This window comes from Paeniglutamicibacter quisquiliarum (assembly GCF_019084045.1).
Lineage (GTDB): Bacteria > Actinomycetota > Actinomycetes > Actinomycetales > Micrococcaceae > Paeniglutamicibacter > Paeniglutamicibacter quisquiliarum.
This window is the reverse complement of the sequence record NZ_JAHRED010000001.1, coordinates 461,983-483,401: the sequence shown is the minus strand read 5'-3', so window position 1 is coordinate 483,401 and position 21,419 is coordinate 461,983. Positions and strand designations below refer to the sequence as shown.

Sequence of the window (21,419 nt, the reverse complement as noted above, 5' to 3'; positions counted from 1 at the left end):
CGGGGCCCATAAGCATATGGAGCAAATCGTGAAATCACCGGAAGCAAGCGCCACCAAGAAACAACAAAGCACCGTCCGCTGGGTGGTGGCCATCGCCGCCATCGCCCTGATCTTCGACGGATACGACCTGGTCGTCTACGGAACCGTCGTTTCCACCCTGCTCAACGACCCCACCCAGCTGGGCGAAATCGGCCCCGCCACCGCCGGCGTGCTGGGCAGCTGGGCCCTGTTCGGGGTCATGGTCGGTGCACTGGTCACCGGCGCCGTCGGGGACTACCTCGGCCGCCGGAAGATCATGATCACCGGCATCCTCTGGTTCTCCATCGGCATGGGCCTGACCGCCCTGGCCCCGAACGTCATCGCCTTCGGCGCCCTTCGCTTCTTCACCGGGCTCGGCGTCGGCGCACTGGTGGCCACCGCCGGTGCTGTCGTGGCCGAGTTCGCCCCCAAGGGCAAGCGCAACTACTACAACGCCATCGTCTACTCCGGAGTGCCCGTCGGCGGCGTCCTGGCGTCCCTGCTGGCCATCGTCCTGCTGGACCTCGTGGGCTGGCGCGGACTCTTCCTCATCGGTGCAACCCCCATGCTCTTCCTGCTGCCCATGGCGCTGGCAAAGCTGCCCGAGTCCCCCGAGTGGCTGATGGCCCGCGGCCGCACCGAGGAAGCCCAGCGCGTCTCGATCCGCACCGGCGTCCCGATCTCCGCTCCGGCACCCCAGGGCGCCCACGTGCTGGTCTCCGAACCGGTTGACACCAAGATCGGTTTCCGCGCCCTGGCCTCCAGGAAGTACGCGCTGCCCACCTTGTTGCTGGGCCTGATGAGCTTCGCCGGCCTGATGCTGACCTACGGCCTGAATACCTGGCTGCCGCAGATCATGTCCCAGTTCGGCTACGGCAAGTCCTACTCGCTGGCCTTCCTGCTGGTGCTCAATGCCGGAGCCGTCTTCGGCGGGTTGATCGCCTCCGTCGGTGCCGACCGCATCGGCGCCAAGCGCGTGGTTTCCACGACGTTCTTCCTCGCCGCGGTGGCGATGGTGTTGCTGACCATGCAGCTGCCCTTCGGCATCCTGCTCGCACTGGTTGCGGTGGCAGGCGTGGGAACCATCGGCACCCAGGTGCTGATCTACGGGTTCGTTTCCAACTATTACAACAGCGCCGCCCGCGGCGCCGGGGTTGCCTGGTGTGCCGGGTTCGGCCGTCTGGGCGGAATCTTCGGCCCCTTGATCGGCGGGCTGCTCATGGCCGCGGGCGTGGAGAACCAAGTCGCCTTCTACGTCTTCGCCGCAGTTGCTATCGTTGGTGCATTGGTAACCGCCTTTGTACCACTGCGCAACTCCGAGACCCAGCTGCTTGCCAGCTCCTCGGCCCCGGTCAAGATCGCTAAATAACCATAGGCCCGGTGCATAACCGGTCACTGGGGGCCGCGTGGACAACGATGTTCGCGCGGCCCCCGCTTTATACACGGAAAGGTTGGCTGCGGCGGATCCATGCATCAACAACGAACATTGGCACTCCTGACACGGCTGCTGCATCAGGCCGAGTCCGGCAGCGCCCAGCTGGTGGTTGTCAGCGGCCCGGCCGGCTGTGGAAAAAGCACCCTGGTTCGGCGCTTCATGGACAACAACAAGCACCTCGCCTCGTGGACCTCCGCCGGGGCGAGGTGGGAAAAGGACTTGGCCGGATCCGCCCTGCAGGAATTGCTCGGTCCAGCCGATGCCGCAGGCGAGGTGGCACTGCCCGAACGCCTGCTCGCCTTCATCCGCAACGCCGGCAAGCAGAGCGGAATCCTTCTGCTGGAAAACCTGCAGTGGACCGACGCTCAGTCACTGGCCGCACTCCTGTTTGCCTGGCGCCGGCTGCGCACCGAGAAGCTGCTGATCATTCTCACCCTCCGCCGGGAGGAAGCCGCCTTCCTGCCGCCGGGGGCCCGCGAACTCCTGGAGGCGCCACACAGCACCACGATCGAACTGGACCCGCCAACCGCCGCGGCCTTGAAGGAAATATCCGTTTCCAGGCTTGGCGTGGAACTTTCCGCGGCCGCGGCTGACCAGTTGGCCGCCTACACCGAGGGCAACATCCACACTGCCCTGGAACTGATCCGGGAAAACCCCGAGGAATCCTGGAACCACTTCAACAGCCGGTTCCCGGCGCCCCGGGCCGTGACCGCAGAAGTTGCCGAGCGATTGGACGCCCTCTCGATCCCTGCCCGGTCCCTCCTTGAGGCCGCCGCCATCCTGGGCCCCGGGCCAAGATTGGACATGGTCGTCGCCCTGGCCGAGGTCGACGAACCCCTTCCCCTGGTGGAAGAGTGCGTGACCTCCGGCCTGGTGGAGGTGGCCGGCAGCGGCGGAAACCTCTCACTGCAGTTCACCGGGCATATCAAGCACATGGCCGTCTACCATCTGGTCCCCTTGTCGCGGCGCCTGGCGCTACACGCCGCCGCCGCCTCTCTGGGCGACTGTGCGGGGGATTCCCTGGCCCACCGCGCCGATGCCACGCTGCTTTCCGACCCCGCGCTGTCGCACCAGTTGGAACTCTTCGCCGAGAATCAGGCGGGCAAGGGAGAGTGGTCCTCCGCCGCGGCAGCCCTTCACCGGGCGGCCCACCTCGCCACGAATGCGGCGGACCGCGAGCCGCTCTTGCTCAAGGCCGTCGACGCGACGGTGGCGGCCGGCGAGCTGCCCCGCGCCCTGGCCTATTCCGAGGAATTGGCTTCCCTGGCCGCCAGCCCCGAAAGCGACCTGCTCTCCGGATACATTGCCATTCTCCAGGGACAGGCGCTGACCGCAGACCGTTGGCTAACCCGGGCGTGGACCGGTGCCGAGGAGGCCCGGCAGACCGAGATCATGGCCACCGTTTCCCAGCGCCGGGTCCTTGATTCGCTGGGCCGGCTGGATGGCTTCAAGCTCGTTGAATGGGCGGAACGGACCCTGGAGCTGGCGGACGAGGGAAGCCCCGTCGCCGTGGAATCCTCGGCCATCCAGGGGCTGGGGCTTGGCATGCTCGGTCGAGGCCCCGAGGGCGAGAAGATCCTGGCCCGGATGCTCGCCACCCTGCCCACCGGCGCCCAGCGCCAACGCGCCGAAATGGCCATGGGGTGGCTGCACGTGGCCGGGGACCAGGTCGAGCTCGCCCGGCACGAACTCATGATTTCCAGTTCCACCGACTACACCGAGGGTTCCCACCGGATCGCCCTGTGGGCCAGGGCCTGGCTGGCACGGGCAGAGTACTCGGCAGGTGACTGGGACCAGGCACTGGAAACCGTGCGGGCAGGCGTCGCACTTCAGGAACGATCCGACATCGAGCTGGTTCGCCCGCTGCTGCACTACACCGCGGTGCAGATCCACGCCATGCGCGGCGAACAGGAAGATGTCGACGCCCATCTGGCCAAGGCCTGGGCCCGGACCGGCAGCTACGAGGTGATGCAGGTGCCCTATCGGATGGCCAGGGCGGCTGCGGCCCGGGCGCGTTCCGACTACGACGAGGTCCTCCTGGCGTTGGAGCCGCTGTTGCGGCTGGACCGCTCGCGCGGGATCGACGAGCCGGGATTCTGGCCGTGGCACGACATGTACGCCGATGCCTTGGTGCGCAAGGAACGCTTCGCCGAGGCCCTGGAATTCATGGATCCGCTCATGGCGGCTGCCCGCAGGCGGAAGCACCGCTCGACCATCGCACGCTTCCTGGTGGTGCGCGGGCAGGTGCTCGGTTCGCACGGTGACCTGGAGGGATCGCGAGACGCCTTCGAGGAGGCACTGTCCCTGTTGCAGGGACTCACGCTGCCGGTGCTGCGGGCAAACATCGAGTACGCCTACGGGCAATCGCTGCGGCGCGCCGGGAAACGCGGCGAATCCGCCGGTCCCCTGACCCGTGCCCTGGCCGGCTACACCCAGCTGGGGGCAACGATCTACATCGAGCGGTGCAACCGCGAGCTGCAGGCCACCGGCATCAGTGTCCCGCGCCGGGACGCGGCCGACTGGTCCTCGCTCACCTCCCAGGAAAAGGCGGTGGCCTCCCTGGTCTGCGCGGGTGCCAGCAACAAGAAGGCCGGCGAGGAGCTGTTCATCGGGGCCAAGACGGTCCAGTACCACCTGACCCGGATCTACGCGAAGCTCGGCGTGACGTCCCGCACCGAGCTCGCCGCACGATACCGGGACAACGAACGCTGAGCATAGGCAGGCCTGTGTCCCGGGAGTAACCTGAAACCATGGGATCCGAGGTCAGGAAGCTCAGGCTCTCCACGGGCATCGAGGTGCCGTGCTTCATCGACGGCGCGGCGGAAGCCAGGCCGCTGCTGCTATTGCATGCGTGGGGAGAATCCTTCGAATGCTTCGACCGCCTGGCACCCCTGCTTGCCGGCTTCAGGGTCTATGCGCCCGACCTGCGCGGCCAGGGCGATGCCGATAAGCCGGCGGACGGCTACACGCTGGCGGAGCAGTCCGCGGATGTTGCCGCGGTCCTCGAGTCCCTCGAGGTTCCCCGGGCTTTTGTCCTGGGTTCATCGAGCGGCGGCTATGTGGCGCAGGCGCTGGCCGCGGGCCACCCGGAGCGGGTCGCGGCCCTGGTCTTGGTCGGGGCGCCGCTGAGCCTGCGCGGCCGGCCGGCCTTCGCGGACGAGGTCGAGGCCCTGGTGGATCCGGTCAGCGCGGCGTGGGTCCGGGAATCGCTCACCTGGTTTCCGCTGCTGCACGAGGTTCCGGCATGGTTCATCGACGACCGCGTGGACGACGGAACCAGGATGCCCGCACACGTATGGCGGGCCATCCTTGCTGGCCTGTATGAGGCCACGCCGCCCACCGAATCGGGAACCATTGATGCGCCCACGCTGATCCTCTGGGGCGGGCGCGACCACCTGCTTTCACTGGCGGACGAGGAAGAGCTGGCCGCACGCATCGCGGGTTCGGTCCTGAAGGTCTATCCGGACGCGGGTCATCTCGTCCTGTGGGAATGCCCTGAGCGGGTGGCTGCGGACACAGTGGAGTTTCTGCACGGCCTCGGTTGAGCTGCGGCGGTGCGGCATGTGGTGGGCTCCGGTTCGGCCTTTCCGCCGCATGCCCGTTCGGCCCGCCTGCCTTGCCCCTGCGTGCGGCGGGAGCCGGCAACAGAAACCTCGAGGGGCCCATGTCAGCGTCGTTGCTGTCATGGGCCCCTCGGGTGTGGCGGTGCTGCTTGGGATGAAAGCCTAGGCGGCGAGCAGCGAAATGTGGTGTTCGGTGGACTGCACTCCGGGCTGGAACAGGTCGTGTTCGGCTTCGGGCATCCAGCCGGTCCAGGCCCAGTGGTTCAGCTCCTGGACGGTGTCGGTGGTGGCCCGCAAGCTGTTCGCGGACAGGCGTTCTCCTGCGGTCTTTCGCCGTGTTGGGACAAACATGGTGTGCTCCTTTGTGGCCAAGTAATGCATGGATTGATCGATTGACGGGTGGGTGATCCGCGCCGGTGGGTGGCGAGGCTCAGTGTTGCTGCGGGACAAACGGCTGGAAGGACTTGGCGCCGGCGAACCAGCTGTCATCCTGCCCGTCCTCGAGCCGCTCACCGATGTGGTGGAACGCGCCCTCGTGGAAGAGCAGCGGGTCCGCGTCCCCCACCGTCAGCGAGCTGACCTCACCAACCACGATGATGTGGTCGCCGCCGTCGTAGTTGTTCCACGCCCGGCATTCCAGCGTGGCTGCGTTGCCCAGCAGCACCGGGACGTTTCCGTTGAGGACCCATTCCGGTTCGCTGTCCATCGGTTCGCCGGCGAAGTGCTTGGCGACCTCCTTCTGGTCTGAAGAGAGGATGTTGATGGCGAAGGACGACCCGTCCAGGTGCTTGGCGGCCCTGGAGCTGCGAGTCAGGGTGATTTGGGCCAGTGGAGGGTCCAACGACACCGCGGCGAACGCCGTCACCATGGCGCCGTAGGGATTGCCGTCTGTCCCCTGTGTGGTGACCACAGTGACGCCGGTGGTGAATTGGCCAAATGCGCTGCGCAGTTGGCTCGCATCCACCGAGTTCAACATGGTTTCCTGGGTCATTGCTGCTTCTCTTTCACATGGAATTGCCGGGATGCGAACGCGGCCTTGGTGTTGTCTTGGTACCCGAGGGCGACGCCGCGAGCGGCATCCCGGAAAGTACGGTGGTACGACAACGGCGGGGTCCCCCGCATGCCTATCGGGAGCCCCGCCGTGACGAGGTTTGTGAGGACCTACTTGGCTTCGGGGTCAAGCACGAAGTCGTAGGTGGTCTGCACTCCGGCACCCTCGGCGGCCGGCTGGATCTCGAGCAGCAGCTCCGGCTTCACCGCGGTCGCGATGTCGTCGTCGTTGTGTGCGTCGCCCGGGAAGTACAGCTGGGCGGTGAGCAGTTCGTGGCCCGGGGCCGAAACCTTCAGGTGCAGGTGGGCCGGACGCCAGGCGTGCCAGCCGGCGGCGGCGATCAGCTGGCCGCAGGCGCCGTCGGTCGGGATCTGGTAGGGGGCCGGCTGCATGGTGTTGATCTGGAAGTTGCCCTCCTCGTCCGCGATGAAGGTACCGCGCAGGTTCCATTCCGGGATGTTGGGGGCGAACTGCGAGTAGAAGCCCTCTTCGTCGGCGTGCCACAGTTCGATCTTGGCGTTGGACAGCGCGCTGCCGTCGGTGGAACGGACCTGGCCCTGGAAGAGCAGCGGGGTGCCCTGCTCGTCTTCACGCATGGAGATGGTTGCCGGGGTCTTCTGCTCCGGCGCTTCCGGGATGTAGTACGGGCCCTCGATGGAGCCCTTGTTGCCCTCGCGGTGATCGGTGGCGACTTCCTCGACCGAGTGCTCGAGCCACACGTCCAGGAACAGCGGCCATTCGCCGTCTTCGCCGACCTTGATCAGCCAAGCCTTCAGGGCATTGAACTCGTCGTAGCTCACGCGCTCTTCGAGGACGATGTCGTTGGCGGCCTTGATCAGCTTACTGGCCAGCAGGTTGACGCGCTCGACGTCTGCCTGGATGGCGGAAGTCTTGCCGGACTGACGGAAACGGTCGGTGGCTGCGTTGCCTGAGGCGGCTGCGCTGGCGGTGGTTTCGGTGCTCACGAGTTGCTCCTTCTATCTCCAGTTGGAGGGGGTGTTGATGCGCTGGTCCGACATCACATGATGCGGTGACTGTTGTCACAGCGACTTTCTATGCACTCAATCTATGCCGGTTATTGAGAAGAGGGAAATACTTCTTTTGCTTCAATTCAGAGCTTCTGCATATAAGTACCTGGTTGTTCGGGACCCACGTTTCCGTTGGGCGGGCAAATTCGCCGGCTCGACCGCTAACTGGCCAATAAGTCCCCCGATGCCAAAGGTGGGCCGCGTCGAAAGACGCGACCCACCTTTGCCGTGCTCTTGCGGCGAACTTGCCGCCGATCCGCCTAGCGGATCGAGTTCGGGTGCTTGGCCAGCGGAGTGACCTTGATCTTCATGTACGGGTACATCGGGAAACCGCTGAGGATCTGGTGCAGCTCGTCATTGGACTCGACGTCGAACAGCGAGTGGTTGGCGTATTCGCCGACGATGCGCCAGATACCTGCCATCTTGCCGCTGCTCTGCAGCTGGCCCGAGTATTCCTTCTCACGAACCTGGAAATCGGCGATCTGTGCTTCGGTCAGGTGGGCCGGGAAGGTTACGTCCATGCGGGCGAGGAATATCATGTCTTCTCCTGGATTTGGCGTGGTTGGTGGGTGCTAGTTCTGGCGGTAGCGGGCGAGCTTGTCTTCGTCGATTCCAGCGCCGACGCCGGGGACGTTGCGCACCGAGATGAGGCCGCCGTTGATGCGGATGGGTTCGGCAAGCAGGTCATCGGCCATGTCCAGGAAGTTGGACAGCTCGCCGGCGCGGCGCGTAGTGGCCTCGTGGGCGGCGCCGAAGGTCACGGTGGCCAACGAACCGACCTGCGTGTCGATCTGGTTGCCCATGGTCACATCGACGCCCAGTCCGGTGCACAGGCCCAGGATCTCGGTGGCCTCGGTGAATCCGCTGCGGGCGGTCTTGATGCAGATCGCGTTCGAACCCCCGGAGAGCAGTTCGCGGGAGACGTCTCCGGCGGTGGGCACCGATTCGTCGCCCACGATGGGAATCGGGGACTTCTCCACGAGCCTGCGGCGGCTCATGGCTTCCTTCGCATCGCAGGGTTCTTCCAGCGCCGTCAGCCCCAGGCCCTCGGTGCGGCGCAGGACTTCCATTGCCTCGTTGGCGGTCCAGCCGCGGTTGGCGTCCAGGTAGAGCTCCACGTCGTCGCCGAGTCCGGCGCGCAACACGTGGCAGGCCTCGATGTCCAGGGCCAGCGGGCGGCGTCCGACCTTCAGCTTGAAGGTGGTGATCCCGTACTCCTCGCCAAAGCGCAGCGCCTCGTCGAGCAGTTCCTGCGCCGGGCGGAACCCGAGCATGTGCGAGACGCGCATCGAATCGGTGTAGCCGCCCAGCAGCTTGTGCACCGGGGTCCCCAGCGCCTTGCCCATCAGGTCCCACAGCGCGATGTCGACAGCGCCCTTGGCCACCTGGTTGTGGATGGTCCGGGCCATCACCTCGTGGACCTTGCCGCGGTCGAATGGATCGAGCCCGATCAGTTGCGGGGCGAAGACGTTCTCGATGATGGTGATGATCGATGCCTGGGTCTCGCCGTAGGTGTAGGGGCGCGGCGGGGCGTCGGCCTCGCCGACCAGTCCCTCGTCCGAGTGGATGCGCACCAGCACGTGCTCGGCGTCGGTGACCTGACCGCTGGCGAACTTGAGCGGGTGGGTATAGGGAATCGAGTAGGGGATCGCTTCGATGCGCAGGATCTTCACGCCGGGTTTCCTTCCGTGGGGGCTGGACTTTCAAAGAGGTCCAAGAACTTTTTAAGCAGGGCTGAGTCGTTATCGGTCTTCCAGGCAACGGCAAGGTCGACCGCAGGCGCATTGCGCAGCTGGCGGAAGACGATGCCCTGCAACGCGAACATGCGCCGGGCGGTGGGAACCAGGGCCACGCCCATCCCGGCGGCGACGAACGAGAGCAGGGTCGAGGTTTCCTGGGTTTCCTGGACGATGTGCGGACTGAAGCCTGCCTCGCGGCAGGCCTCGGTGGAAATGGCATTCACCGCCGAGGAAAGCGGGTAGGCGATAAAGGGTTCCTCGGCCAGGTCCGAGAGGTCAAGCAGCCCGCGCGAGGCCAGCTCATGGTCCTCGGGCAGTGCCACAACCAGTTCGTCCTTCTCCAGGAACTTCAGGCTCAGTTGGTTCGACCGGACGGGCGGGCGCAGCACTGCAACATCCACCCGCTGCTCTTCCAGGGCGATTTCCATTTCGGGGGTGAGCATCTCGCCCTGCACGCTCAGACGCAGGCCGGGCATGTGGACCCGGGCGGCCTGAACGATCATGGGCATTAGCCGGTAGGTGGCCGTGCCGGAGACGCCGACCCGCAGCACGCCGCTGGCTCCCTGCCCCACGAGCTTGACGTCTTGTTCGAGTTTGTCGATCTCGGCCAGCAGGAGCCGCGACCGGGTCAGGAGCAATTCCCCGGCGGCGGTGAGGTCGACCTTGCGCGTGGTGCGCACCAACAGCTGCGTGCCCAGCTGCTCCTCGAGCGCCTTGATCTGTTGGGACAGCGGAGGCTGGGCCATGTGCAGGCGTTGGGCCGCACGACCGAAGTGTCTTTCCTCGGCCACGGCAATGAAGTAACGCATCTGACGTACTTCCACGTCGTCCACCTCCGGTCATGGGGCACCGATGTGCTCCACAGCCAGATTAGGACGCAAAGATTACTTATGGGAAATACATGTTCTAGCTGGATTCAGACCTAATAAGTATCGGTGCTCGACGCGAAGGCCCCCGGATGGGGCGCGGGACACGGAGTGCGGTGCCTAGGTGGTCGGTGTCTCGGGGGAACGGGCAGCCGCGACAAATGCCTCGATCAGTCCGACATCCTTCGTTCCGCGGCTGGATTCGACGCCCGAGGAGACGTCCACCCCGGCCGGGCGCAGCGTGCCCACCAGGTGCGCGACATTCCCCGGGTTCAGTCCCCCGGCCAATATCCAGGGTCCTGGAGGCGGCGCTGCCACGAGCTCCGAGGCGTCGAAGGTGACTCCTGCTCCCGGCTCGACCGCGTCAAGCAGGATCCGCCCGGTTTCCCAGCGCTTTCGTTCGGCGTCGTCCAGCGCGCGATAGCCGTCGATTGAGAAGGCCCGCAGCGTCGCAAACCCCTGTGCGGTCAGCGCCTCGAGATCCGCGTACGGTTCATCGCCGTGCAGCTGCACCGTGCCGACACCCGCCCGGCGGGCGAGGTCGATGACGTCCTCGACCCGCTGGTTGCGGAAGACCCCGACGGATTCGACATGCTCCGGCACCTGCGCGACGAGCGTCTTCACGAGTTCCGGTTCGACGGTTCGCGGACTGCCGGGGGCAAAAACGAAGCCCACCGCGTTGGCGCCCGCGGCAACGGCCGCCGCGACGGTCTCCGGTGTGCGAAGTCCACAGATCTTTACGTACAGCTCGTGATTCACTCGGTTCTTCCGCATCGGCTCGTTGGTGGCGTTTCCCTCCATGCTACTTCTGAACGCGCATGCTGAGCATCACTGCACGCAGCAGGCGGTAGTCGCGGCTCTGCATGATCTTCCGGGCATCCGCGAGGCTCACGTGGTCGTCATGGAATCCCAGTTCCTCTGCCAAGTCATCGGAACTTGTCATCTGGGCCTCGAAGCCCTTCTTCGGCCGGAAGAAGCTCGACGCGGGATTTTTGTCTCTCGCCCCGGTGGCTGCCGCGTCGTTGAGCATCAGCATCACCTTCTGCTCCCGGGCCTTTCCCGGGGTGTCCAGGACGAAGTGTTCGAAGACCACCTTGGCAGGGGCGAGGAAGCCTCCTTCCACGGGCGTGGATTCCAGCACGGTGCGCTTGTAGGTGCTAGTGTCCACGTCGGTGTCGGTGGCCGAGTCGGCACGGAACTCGGCGATCTCGTTGCCGTCCGCGTTCTCGATGTCCCATTTGGTGAACGGGTCGGCCAGCGGCCTGGCCGTGGCATTGCAGTTGGTGCAGTCGTCTTCCTCGATATGCCAGTCGGGAGGGTACTTGAAGCTCAGCCACTGGGTGGCGAAGGTCTTCCATCCCGCCGTGTCGATCTCGCGGGCAGGTTCGGGGGACGGGGTCGCGGGCGACCGGCCGTTGTCCCCCGCGGCGGGCAGCTTCGAGGGGTCCTGCGGGGGGCCGAAGGGAGTCGTTTCGATGGTGCTGGATTCTTCCGCCGCCCAGGGCGCGATGTCGGCGCAGCCTGACAGCAGCAGCACTGCCGACAGCGCCGCAACGCCCAACGCCCTGGCCATTGCCGTCGGCTTGCCGCTCGTGGTTGCGTCAGGGTAACTGCTCATCGGTGATCTCCTGGGCGCGAGTGCCAATTTGGACATCGATACCTTCCCCACTGTGCCCCATCCCGCGCGCGCTTGCCAAGGCATGCGGGGCCCGGTGCGGCGGTTGCGTCACGGGCGGCACCGGCACCGGCACCGGCCACTTTTCCCGGAAGTACCAACACGCATGCCAGTTAATCAGCAGTGCCGGATCCTGCCTAATCGAGGCGGCACCGGCCGCGAACCGCGCCGACATGTCCACCAGACCGGACCCCGGGCCGAACCCGGACGGCGCTAGGCGGATTCCGTCCGGAATCCCAACGATCCCGGACGGAAGGCACACGCGGGACGGGACTCAGAAGGTGCTGGCCCGGACTGAGAGCATGACCTGCCTCATCGTCCGGTAGTTCTCGCTGTCCATGAACTGCCTGGCTTTGCCCTTGGTGACATGGTTCTTGTCCATGCCGCCGGTTTCCATGAACTCCGGCGTGGTTTGGATCCAGGTCGTTGCCCCGGACCGCGGCTGGAAGACGGGAAGGAAGGGGTGCTTGTCACGCGTTGCCAGGTTCGCATCCGAGGAAAGCATCAGCCTTGCCTGCTGCGCCCTCCGGTCGGTTCCCGCCACGGGTGCCTGCGAATAATCGATCCGCACGTGTTCGAAGACCATACTGGTCGGCTCATAGCCGATCCCTTCCACCGCGGCCGTGTCCAGGTCGGTGCGTTTGTACAAACCGGTGTCCCCGTCAGTGTCACCCACGAAGTTCGGGAACACGTGGGCCACCCGCACCCCGTTCTCGTCCACGATGTTCCACGGCGTGTACTCGTCCTCCGGCAGCGGCGGGTCATCGACCTCGCAGCCGTCGCAGGTGTAGGGCAGGATTTCCCAGTCGGCAGGATAGTCGAAGGCGATCCCGTACTTGTCGAAGGTCTGCCAATCCGACGTGTCAATGGGTGCCGACGTCCCGGGGGCAGCGGCAAGGCCGGGCGCGGTGAATGCGGGGGTGGTCCCCGGGCCGCCGATCAGCAGGGCGCAGGCCATGGCGGCCAACAAAAGGCGCCGTCGGCGAAAGGGTGGGTGGGCGGAGATGGTGGACGGTTTCGGTGCGTTCCTCACGGTGTGCTCCTTGGGCTCTGACTCCGGCGGTTTGCCGGAAGGTACCAGTACCCGTCTTATGTCCGCCCCGTGATGCCCGGTTACCCTCCGGGCATCACGAAAGGATAACGATCAATCCAGCAGCAGCGCCGGCTCCTGCATGATCGAGGCGACATCCGCCATGAAGCGCGCCGACAGGTCGCCGTCGACCACGCGGTGGTCGAAGGAGCCACCCAGGGTGGTGATCCAGCGCGGGACCACCTGGCCGTCGACAACCCACGGCTTCTGCCGAATGGTGCCGAAGGCAACGATCGCCACCTCGCCGGGGTTGATGATCGGGGTGCCGGTGTCGATCCCCAGCACGCCGATGTTGGTCACCGTCAGCGTCCCGCCGGTCATGTCCGCCGGGGAGGTCTTGCCCGCGCGGGCCGTCTCGGCCAGGTCGTTCAGGGCAATGGCCAGCTCGCGCATGGACAGGTCCTGCGCTTCCTTGATGTTCGGGACCAGCAGGCCGCGCGGGGTGGCCGCGGCGATGCCCAGGTTCATGAAGTGCTTGACCTGGATCTCCGCGCCGTTCTCGGTCTCCACCCAGGAGGCGTTGACGGAGGGGTTGCGCGCGGCGGCCCAGATGACTGCCTTGGCCAGCACCAGCAGCGGGGAGACCTTGATGCCCTCGAAGTCGCGGCTCTTCTTCAACCGGGCCACGTATTCCATGGTGCGCGAGGCATCCACGTCGACGAAGATCGACACGTGCGGGGCGGTGAAGGCCGACTCGACCATGGCCTTGGCGGTGGCCTTGCGGATGCCGCGCACCGGGGTGCGGACCACCCGGCCGTCAACTTCCTGGCCCTTGGCCGACCAGAACATCGGGGCCGCGTCGCGTTCGGCCTCGCGCTGGGCCTTATAGGAGAAGACGTCGTCGCGGGTGATTTCGCCCTGGCCGCCGGTTCCGGTGACCTGGGCCAGGTCCACGCCGAGTTCCTTGGCGACCTTGCGCACCGGCGGCTTGGCCAGGACGCGGTCCACGAAAGCCGCCACCGCGGGCTTGGCCGCGGCCGTCAGGCGCGTCGAGGCGTGGCCGAGTTCCGCGGCGCGGCGGGAAATCGTGTCGGCAAGCGCCGCCGGGATCGCCGGGGCGCTTCCCTGAACCCCGGGGGCCTTGGCGGGCCGGGTCGGTGCGGGGCGGTTGGTGCGGGCGCGGCGCTTGACGGCATCGGCCTTGGGGCCCGAGCCGACCAGTGGGCCCGGTTCCTCGCTGGCGACGGGGGTGTCGGCCTCGGCGATGTCTGCCACCTCGGGCACATTGGCCATCGGGGCGGGCCGGGAACCGACCTCGTCAACGCTGAACAGCGGCGAGCCCACGGCCAGGGTCTCGCCCTCGGCCGCATGCAGTTCCTTGACCACTCCGGCATAGGGGCTGGGCAGCTCGACCAGGGACTTCGCGGTCTCGATTTCCACGAAGACCTGGTTGACGACCACGGTGTCCCCGGGCTTGACTTTCCAACCGACGATTTCGGCCTCGGTGAGGCCTTCGCCGACATCGGGAAGGTTGAAGGTGCTCATCGTCTGACTCCTTTAAGAAACAATGCTGCAGCGGTGCGGTGGCGCGCGTGCGCACCACTGAATTAGTAGGCGAAGGACCGATCGAGTGCTTCGAGGACCTTGTCGATGTCGGGCAGGTACTGTTCCTCGACCTTGGCCACCGGGTAGGGCATGTGGAATCCGCCGACGCGGATGACCGGGGCCTCCAGCGACAGGAAGGCGCGCTCGGCCACTCGGGCGGCGATTTCCCCGCCGATGCCGCCGAAGGTCGGCGCCTCGTGGGTGACGATGAGCCTGCCGGTCTTTTCCACCGATTCGGTGATGGTGTCGAAGTCGATCGGCGAGACCGAGCGCAGGTCGATGACCTCGACCGAGCGGCCGTCCTCGCGCGCCGCCTCGGCGGCCGCAAGCGCGACCGGCACCAGCGGGCCGTAGGTGACGATGGTGGCGTCCTCGCCGGGACGGATGACCTGGGCCTTGAAGGCGTCGGCGGCAGGGTTCTCGGTGTCGACCTCGCCCTTGAGCCAGTAGCGGCGCTTGGGTTCGAAGAAGATCACCGGGTCCTGGCAGGCTGCGGCCTGCTGGATCATCCAGTAGGCGTCGTGCGCGTTGGACGGGGCCATGATGCGCAGGCCCGCGGTGTGCGCGAAGAGCGCCTCCGGGGATTCGGAGTGGTGCTCGATGGAGCCGATGCCACCGCCGTAGGGGATGCGGATGACCACCGGGGCGCCGAAGCGGCCCTCGGAGCGGGCGCGCATCTTGGCCAGCTGCGTGGTGATCTGGTTGAAGGCCGGAAAGACGAAGCCGTCGAACTGGATCTCGGCGATCGGCGAGTAGCCGCGGATCGCCATGCCGATGGACGTGCCGATGATTCCGGCCTCGCCCAGCGGGGAGTCGATCACGCGGTCGGCTCCATAGGTGTCGATCAGCCCGTCGGTGACGCGGTAGACCCCGCCCAGGCGTCCGATGTCCTCGCCGATGAGCAGGGACTTGGGATCATTGGCCAGGACTGCGTCGAGTCCGGCGGTGATGGCCTTGGCCAGGGTCATCGTGGTGGTGCTCATCGGGTGGCCCCTTCCTCGGTGGTGTCGGCGAATCCTGCCTCGTATTCCAGGTGCCACTTGAGCTCTTCCTGGATCAAGGGGTGCGCCTCGGCGTAGACATTGGCAAAGGACTGGGCGAGTGACGGATCGGGGAACGCCAAGGCTTCCTCGCGGACGCGGGTGGCCATCTCATCGCCGTCGACGGCAACCTGCTTGAAGAACACCTCGTCGGCGAGCTGGTTGTCCTTCAGGTGCTTTTCCAGGCGCAGCAGCGGGTCGCGTTCGAGCCAGGCTTCCTCGTCGGCGCTCATCCGGTACTTGGTCGGGTCATCCGCCGTGGTGTGTGCGCTCATGCGGTAGGTAACGGCCTCAATCAAGACCGGGCCCTCGCCGCGGCGGGCACGTTCCAGGGCCCAACGGGTCACGGCCAGGACGGCCAGGACGTCATTGCCGTCAACGCGGATCCCGGGGAACCCGTAGCCGGCGGCGCGCTCGGCCAGCGGAACCTTGGACTGCACGTGGAACGGGACGGAGATGGCCCACTGGTTGTTCTGGCAGAAGAAGACCACCGGCGAATTGAAGCTGGCGGCAAAGACCATGGATTCGTGGACCTCGCCCTCGGTGGAGGAGCCGTCCCCGAAGTACGCGACGACGGCGGTGCCGTCCTTCTCCAGGCGCTCGGCATCCCAGCCTGCCTGGTCGCGCTGCACTCCCATGGCGTAGCCGGTGGCATGCGGCATCTGGGCCGCGAGCACCATGGTGTACATGTGGAAGTTGTTTTCCCGCGGGTCCCACCCGCCATTGGAGATGCCGCGGAAGATCCGCAGCATCTGCGGAAAGTCGACGTTGCGGGTCAGCGCGACGCCGTGTTCGCGGTAGGTCGGGAAGATGTAGTCGTTGGGTCGGGTGGCCCGGCCCGAACCGATCTGAGCCGCTTCCTGCCCGCGAAGCGGAACCCACAGAGCCAGCTGGCCCTGGCGCTGCAGCGCGGTGGCTTCCTGGTCAAAACGGCGGGTAAGTGCCATGTCGCGGTAGAACCCACGCAACATTTCCGCGTCGATGTCCTGGATGTAACTGTCGTACTCGGCGTGCGATCGACGTTCCCCCTCGGGGGTAAGTAGCTGGATCAGCGCCTGCTCCGAGGGCTCGTGCACGGTGTTCGTCATACCGAGGGCGTCCTTACGTACATGAAATATGCCCCGCACGGAATAGATTCCGCATGGGGCATATAGCGGTTTTGTCTGTTCTAGCCTAGCGGTGGAAAGCCGCAAATCACGACTTATCCGTCCCTAGGAAAGCGTCGAGCCTTTTGGATAGTTCCGACAAAGCTCGAGGAAGCGGGTGTTGGCCTCGTCCTCGCCGATGCTCACCCGGACACCCTCGCTGGCGAACCCACGCACGGCCAAGGCTTGTTCGGAAGCCAGCTCGACGAATTCGGCGGTATCGGCCCCCAACGGCAGCCAAACGAAGTTGCCCTCGGCCGCCGGAATCTTCCATCTGAGCTCCTCGAGCCCGGCCACCACGCGGGTACGCTCATCGACAATCTTTTGTACCCTTTCCACAACCTTGTCGTAGTGGGCCAGCGAGGCCACGGCTGCATCCTCGGCAACGGACGAAACGGCGAACATCGTGGCGGCAACGCGGATGTTGTTGGTGACTTCCGGGTGCGATACCGAGTACCCCACGCGAAGGTTTGCCAGCCCGTGCGCCTTGGAGAAGGTTCGAAGCACCATCACGTTGGGGTGGTTGCGGTAGGTGTCGATCCCGTCGACGGCCTGGGGGTCGCGCACGAATTCCTGGTAGGCCTCGTCGATGACGATCAACACGTTGGAGGGAACCTTGGCGATGAAGGCTTCGACCTCGTCTCGTCTCAGTGCCGGACCGGTGGGATTGTTCGGGGTGCAGAGCAGGATCACCGAGGTGCGTTCGTTGACCGCTGCGGCCATGGCGTCCAGGTCGTGGCGCCCGTCCTCGAGCAGCGGAATCTGCACCGGCAGTGCACCGGAGGTTTCAACGACGATCGGGTAGGCCTCGAAGGAGCGCCAGGCGAAGATCACTTCGTCCTGGACCCCGTCGTCGTCCTGGCCCGCAAAGGTGGCCAGGATCTGGGTCAGGGCACCGAGCGATCCGGCGCCGGTAACGATGTCCTCGGCCGGGACCGAAAGGAATTCCGCCAGCGCGGAGCGCAGCTTGGTCGACAGCGGATCGGGGTAGCGATTGATATCGAGCTGGGCCCGAATCGCGTCCATGACCTCCGGGATCGGCGGCATCGGGGTTTCGTTCGAGGATAGCTTGTAGGCGTTCAGGCCCGGGATCTCCCGAGGCGGCTTGCCGGCAACGTACTTCGGCATCCGGCCGATGACGGTGCGGGGCTGGACCGGATCGAGGGGCGCTGGGTTTTCGGTGGTCATGCCCCAAAGCTTAGCCGTTGCGATGCCGGCAGGCGCCATGTGTTTCACTGACTTGGCTCCACTGAAAACGGCGGACCCACTGCGCCGGGACACAGAAAGGTATGCCAGTATTGGGTCCATGATTGCGTTCATCCTCCGGGTGGTGATCAACGCGCTGGCCCTTGCCGCCGCCGCGTGGGTCCTCCCCGGCATCACCGTCACCGCCGTTGAGTCCTCCGACGCGACCCTGGGCATTGTCCTGGCCTACCTCGTGGTCGGCCTGGTCTTCGGGTTGGTCAATGCCGTGGTCCGGCCGATCGTGAGCCTGTTGTCGATGCCGATCACGTGCCTGACCCTGGGCCTGTTTACCCTGGTCATCAATGCGGCCATGTTGATGCTGACGTCTTGGCTGACCCAGTACCTGCCCTTCGGGTTGCACGTTGACAAGTTCTTCTGGGATGCCATCCTCGGTGCCCTCATCATTTCCCTCGTTTCGGCCGTCATGGGCTGGATCGCACCGAAGCAGCGCTAGCACCACGCTGCTTCCCGGCGTCGCGCCGCGTTGCCGGGCCCTAGTGCGGCGGGGCGATCTCCTTCAGCCGATCCTGCTTTCGGTCCCTGCCGGGCAATTTCACCGCGGACCTGGGCCGGCGGGCCAATTGGAAGGACCGGACCCGGCCCCGGCCCGAACTGCCGAAAAGGGCGCCCAGCAGTCCCATCGATTCCACGACCCCGGGATCCGTAGCACTGCGCAGCTCCTTGGCGTGCGCCTCGTAGTTTTCGAGCTTGTGCGCCTCCCCGAATCCATCGTTTCCCAACTCCTTTGTTTCGTCGGGACCGTCGAAGACCACCGTCAGCCGGTTTCGCTCATCGGGATTCGGGCTGCCATCGGTGCCCGGCACCAGGTCATTCCTGTCCTCCAGATGCAACGCCTGGGTGTCCTTCGGGACCGGAATCCGTCCCGTCGGGGACCCGAAGGTTGAAAGCAGGGAGAAGCTGAAGAGAGTGTTGAGGTGATCGTCGTTGACGATGTTGGTCGCGTGGATTCCGCCCTGGCTGTAGCCACTCACCACCACGCGGTCGCCGTTGCGTGCCCCGGACTGCCTCAGCGCGTCCTCGATGGACGGGATCAGGTTTCGCGATTCATTGCCCATCCCCTCAACAAGGCCGAGGCCGTCCCAGGGATTGCCCAACTCCTGCCCGGAATCCGTTCCGTCGGGCCGGCAGACCCTGCTCTTGGCGCCCAGGGATGGATCGGACTGGGTCCCGGGAAGCGTCAACACGTACACGGGGCCTTCCGGCCGCTCGACCCGGGTGACCAGCAGGCTTCCCGGGGGCTCCTTTTCGGCCAGTTTCTGCAACCGCACGAGGGACTCCACGGATCCGTCGATATCCACGGTCTGGTCCCGTCCGCGGCCGAGCACTTCGATGGGCGACAGGTCAACGAGGTTTTGGTCCCGCAACAAGTCGGTGAGCCACCGGTAAAGCCGGTCGGGATAGGGAGTCTGGAACAGTCCGCCGTGCTCCTTGCCCCGCAGGAATCCCAGCGGCACCCCCATGAATCCCGGCAACTCGTTGAGCAGATCCTCGGTGGTCTGCGTACGCGGCCGTCCCTTGTTTCCCAACAGGTCCCAGAGCAGCGTCAGCGGCAGCCGGTCGACGCGTGACCTTGTCACCAGGCGCTGCGCCTCCGCCTCGGCCTGCTCATAACGGGCACGCGCCGTGACGACCTTCAGGGCAAGTATCCCGCTTTCGGCCGCACGCAGGTAGCACAGCGAGGTGGCCTCGCGGATGCCGTTCTCCACGTCGGTTGTTTGCCGGCGCAGTCCCGCGTTGCCGTGCGCCATCGTCACGGCGGGGAAATCCGGGGCCCGTGCCAGGAGACCGGCGGCCTCGATCAGGTGTTCCTTGGCGCTGCCCAGCATGGACCCGGTGCGTTCAAGCTCCGTGATGGAGTACCGAATCGATCCCGGTCCCCCGCGGACCTCGTATCCCATGGCGGCCTCCTTTCACCTACAGTGCCCCGAGCAGCCCTCGCGGCGGACCCCACGGTGCAACGACTGGACCCATCGGGCCCATCGTGGAGAGGATCACCGACTCCAGCTCGGCCAGGTCGGCGCGGGCGGCCCAGATTTCCCCGCGAGCCGCCTCCAATCTGGTGTCGAGGTCCGCGACCTTGCCGGCAAGCTCCGCCGCCCGGTCGCGAAACGCCCTGCCGGCAGGTGACTCCCATTCCAGGTTCAGCACCTGCCCAAGTTGTTCACGGGCCCGGTACACCGCGGCCTGGGCGGCAACCACCCGCATCAGCATTTCATCGGCAATTGCTTCCAACATGGTCTTTCCCACCACGTCCTTTCCGTATCCGCACCGGTTTCCCGGAACCGTCGTCCTGAAACCAACAGTGACAGCGGCCGGCCGCTCCGGCCGTCGGGAGGCCACTGCGTGTGGATAAGCATGAAGTGGGCGGCGTCACGCTCTGGGCGTGTGCGGGATGAATCGTGAAAGAATGGGCACCATGGCTGATTCCGCGCGCATTTCACTTGCATCCGAACCCCTCGCCCTTGGTGCCCTGGACGGTCGTTACCGTGCCGCCGTGGCCCCGCTGGTCGACCACCTTTCCGAGGCGGCCCTTAACCGGGACCGTGTCCACGTGGAGGTCGAATGGCTGATCCACCTGACGGACAACTCCGTGCTTCCGGGCACCTCCCCGCTCACCGAGGCCCAGCGCACCGCACTGCGCAAGATCGTCGCCGACTTCAACGCCGCCTCCGTTGCCGAACTGGCCGAGATCGAGGCCGTCACGGTGCACGACGTGAAGGCCGTGGAGTACTACATCGGCCGCCGACTGGGGAACATCGGCATCGAGGACCTCACCGCGCTGGTCCACTTCGGCTGCACCTCCGAGGACATCAACAACCTCTCCTACGCCCTGGGCATCAAGGACGCCGTCCTGAACGTCTGGCTGCCTGCGGCCCGCACGCTGGTCGCCCAGATCACCACGATGGCCGAGGATTCCCGCGACGTGCCGATGCTCTCGCGCACCCACGGACAGCCCGCCACCCCCACCACCCTGGGCAAGGAACTTGCCGTGCTGGCCTGGCGCCTGACCCGCCAGCTTGACCGCGTCGAAAAGACCGAGTTCCTGGGCAAGATCAACGGCGCCACCGGCACCTACGCCGCCCACTACGCCTCGGTCCCCTCCGCCGACTGGCAGGAAGTCTCGCGCTCCTTCGTCGAGGGCCTGGGATTGAGCTGGAACCCGCTGACCACCCAGATCGAGTCGCACGACTGGCAGGCCGAGCTGTATGCCGACGTGGCACGCTTCAACCGGATCCTGCACAACCTGTGCACCGACGTGTGGAGCTACATCTCCATCGGCTACTTCGCGCAGATCCCGGTTGCCGGTGCCACCGGCTCCTCGACCATGCCGCACAAGGTCAACCCGATCCGCTTCGAGAACGCCGAGGCGAACCTGGAGATCTCCAACGGCCTGCTCGATACCCTGGGCTCCACCCTGGTGACCAGCCGCTGGCAGCGCGACCTCACCGATTCCTCCTCGCAGCGCAACATCGGCACCGCCTTCGGCCACTCGCTGCTGGCAATCTCCAACGTCGCCAAGGGCCTTGACCGCCTTGACGTTGCCGAGGCCGTGCTGGCCAACGACCTGGAGCACAACTGGGAGGTGCTCGGCGAGGCCATCCAGATGGTCATGCGCGCCGAAGCCATCGCCGGGGTCGAGGGCATGGAAAACCCGTACGAGCGCCTCAAGGACCTGACCCGCGGCCAGCGCGTCGACGCGGCCCGCATGCAGGAGTTCGTCTCCTCGCTGGGACTCTCGGCCGAGGCCGAGGCACGCCTGCTGGCGCTGACCCCGGGGTCCTACAACGGCATCGCCTCGAAGCTGGTCGACCACCTCAAGAAGTAGCCCGCACAAGTGTTGGCGGGGTGCCGCATGGCACCCCAAGGCCGGTGGCCTGCCGGGATCCGCATGGATCCGGGCAGGCCACCGGCCTTTAACGCGGGATCCGGCGGGTGCCGGGCGGCATGGGTGCCCATG

Annotated in this window: 20 protein-coding genes; 5 read left to right on the top strand and 15 right to left on the bottom strand. The window is 66.0% G+C overall.

Going from position 1 to position 21,419, the window contains the following annotated elements; all coding sequences use genetic code 11:
• The first annotated feature begins 28 nt into the window (after positions 1–28).
• The 3 genes from KRR55_RS02165 to KRR55_RS02155 all read left to right on the top strand — a co-directional run bounded on the left by KRR55_RS02165 (position 29) and on the right by KRR55_RS02155 (position 4,998).
• Complete coding sequence (locus KRR55_RS02165) at positions 29–1,387, top strand: MFS transporter (RefSeq protein WP_336245015.1); 1,359 nt, start codon at positions 29–31, stop codon at positions 1,385–1,387.
• A gap of 117 nt (positions 1,388–1,504) precedes the next feature.
• A complete protein-coding gene (locus KRR55_RS02160; protein WP_217387386.1) occupies positions 1,505–4,165 on the top strand; it encodes a helix-turn-helix transcriptional regulator in 2,661 nt (886 codons plus the stop codon).
• A 38-nt stretch (positions 4,166–4,203) separates the two neighbouring features.
• Positions 4,204–4,998 (top strand): alpha/beta fold hydrolase, encoded by a 795-nt coding sequence (locus tag KRR55_RS02155; protein WP_217387385.1) that lies wholly within the window; start codon positions 4,204–4,206, stop codon positions 4,996–4,998.
• A 180-nt stretch (positions 4,999–5,178) separates the two neighbouring features.
• Here KRR55_RS02155 and KRR55_RS02150 read toward each other — a convergent pair whose 3' ends face one another.
• The 13 genes from KRR55_RS02150 to KRR55_RS02090 form a co-directional block, all read right to left on the bottom strand.
• Positions 5,179–5,367: a hypothetical protein gene (locus KRR55_RS02150; RefSeq protein WP_217387384.1), complete on the bottom strand. Its 189-nt coding sequence runs from the start codon at positions 5,365–5,367 to the stop codon at positions 5,179–5,181.
• Positions 5,368–5,446: 79 nt separating this feature from the next.
• Positions 5,447–6,007: a flavin reductase family protein gene (locus KRR55_RS02145; RefSeq protein ID WP_217387383.1), complete on the bottom strand. Its 561-nt coding sequence runs from the start codon at positions 6,005–6,007 to the stop codon at positions 5,447–5,449.
• 170 nt (positions 6,008–6,177) lie between these two features.
• Positions 6,178–7,032, bottom strand: coding sequence for a catechol 1,2-dioxygenase (gene catA / locus KRR55_RS02140; RefSeq protein ID WP_217387382.1), 855 nt, complete (start codon positions 7,030–7,032; stop codon positions 6,178–6,180).
• A gap of 323 nt (positions 7,033–7,355) precedes the next feature.
• The gene (gene catC / locus KRR55_RS02135; protein WP_217387381.1) at positions 7,356–7,634 is read right to left on the bottom strand and encodes a muconolactone Delta-isomerase; all 279 of its coding nucleotides are present in this window, start codon (positions 7,632–7,634) and stop codon (positions 7,356–7,358) included.
• Between the two features lie 33 nt (positions 7,635–7,667).
• Positions 7,668–8,768 carry an enolase C-terminal domain-like protein gene (locus KRR55_RS02130; RefSeq protein ID WP_217387380.1) on the bottom strand — a complete coding sequence of 367 codons (1,101 nt, stop codon included), beginning with the start codon at positions 8,766–8,768 and terminating at the stop codon, positions 7,668–7,670.
• Complete coding sequence (locus tag KRR55_RS02125) at positions 8,765–9,658, bottom strand: LysR substrate-binding domain-containing protein (protein WP_336245014.1); 894 nt, start codon at positions 9,656–9,658, stop codon at positions 8,765–8,767. The genes KRR55_RS02130 and KRR55_RS02125 overlap by 4 nt, the downstream gene beginning before the upstream one ends.
• 162 nt (positions 9,659–9,820) lie before the next feature.
• The gene (locus tag KRR55_RS02120; protein ID WP_254455744.1) at positions 9,821–10,501 is read right to left on the bottom strand and encodes a phosphoribosylanthranilate isomerase; all 681 of its coding nucleotides are present in this window, start codon (positions 10,499–10,501) and stop codon (positions 9,821–9,823) included.
• A 1-nt stretch (position 10,502) separates the two neighbouring features.
• The gene (locus KRR55_RS02115; RefSeq protein WP_217387379.1) at positions 10,503–11,318 is read right to left on the bottom strand and encodes a hypothetical protein; all 816 of its coding nucleotides are present in this window, start codon (positions 11,316–11,318) and stop codon (positions 10,503–10,505) included.
• A gap of 331 nt (positions 11,319–11,649) precedes the next feature.
• A complete protein-coding gene (locus KRR55_RS02110; protein WP_217387378.1) occupies positions 11,650–12,408 on the bottom strand; it encodes a hypothetical protein in 759 nt (252 codons plus the stop codon).
• Between the two features lie 111 nt (positions 12,409–12,519).
• On the bottom strand, positions 12,520–13,950 hold the full coding sequence (locus KRR55_RS02105) for a dihydrolipoamide acetyltransferase family protein (protein ID WP_217387377.1): 1,431 nt from the start codon (positions 13,948–13,950) through the stop codon (positions 12,520–12,522).
• Between the two features lie 62 nt (positions 13,951–14,012).
• Entirely contained in the window at positions 14,013–14,993 is a 981-nt protein-coding gene (locus tag KRR55_RS02100; protein ID WP_217387376.1) for an alpha-ketoacid dehydrogenase subunit beta, read from the bottom strand.
• Complete coding sequence (gene pdhA / locus KRR55_RS02095) at positions 14,990–16,138, bottom strand: pyruvate dehydrogenase (acetyl-transferring) E1 component subunit alpha (RefSeq protein ID WP_217387375.1); 1,149 nt, start codon at positions 16,136–16,138, stop codon at positions 14,990–14,992. Before pdhA ends, KRR55_RS02100 begins: the two co-directional genes overlap by 4 nt.
• A gap of 123 nt (positions 16,139–16,261) precedes the next feature.
• Positions 16,262–17,383 carry a histidinol-phosphate transaminase gene (locus KRR55_RS02090; protein WP_217387374.1) on the bottom strand — a complete coding sequence of 374 codons (1,122 nt, stop codon included), beginning with the start codon at positions 17,381–17,383 and terminating at the stop codon, positions 16,262–16,264.
• A 118-nt stretch (positions 17,384–17,501) separates the two neighbouring features.
• Here KRR55_RS02090 and KRR55_RS02085 point away from each other — a divergent pair, with 118 nt between their 5' ends.
• A complete protein-coding gene (locus KRR55_RS02085; RefSeq protein ID WP_217387373.1) occupies positions 17,502–17,894 on the top strand; it encodes a phage holin family protein in 393 nt (130 codons plus the stop codon).
• A gap of 40 nt (positions 17,895–17,934) precedes the next feature.
• On the opposite strand, the gene KRR55_RS02080 is transcribed toward KRR55_RS02085, so the two are convergent.
• Entirely contained in the window at positions 17,935–19,359 is a 1,425-nt protein-coding gene (locus KRR55_RS02080) for a hypothetical protein (protein ID WP_217387372.1), read from the bottom strand.
• A gap of 16 nt (positions 19,360–19,375) precedes the next feature.
• Entirely contained in the window at positions 19,376–19,696 is a 321-nt protein-coding gene (locus KRR55_RS02075; RefSeq protein WP_217387371.1) for a hypothetical protein, read from the bottom strand.
• Positions 19,697–19,877: 181 nt separating this feature from the next.
• On the opposite strand from KRR55_RS02075, the gene purB reads away from it, so the two are divergent.
• Positions 19,878–21,287: an adenylosuccinate lyase gene (gene purB / locus KRR55_RS02070; protein ID WP_217387370.1), complete on the top strand. Its 1,410-nt coding sequence runs from the start codon at positions 19,878–19,880 to the stop codon at positions 21,285–21,287.
• Positions 21,288–21,419 lie beyond the last annotated feature (132 nt).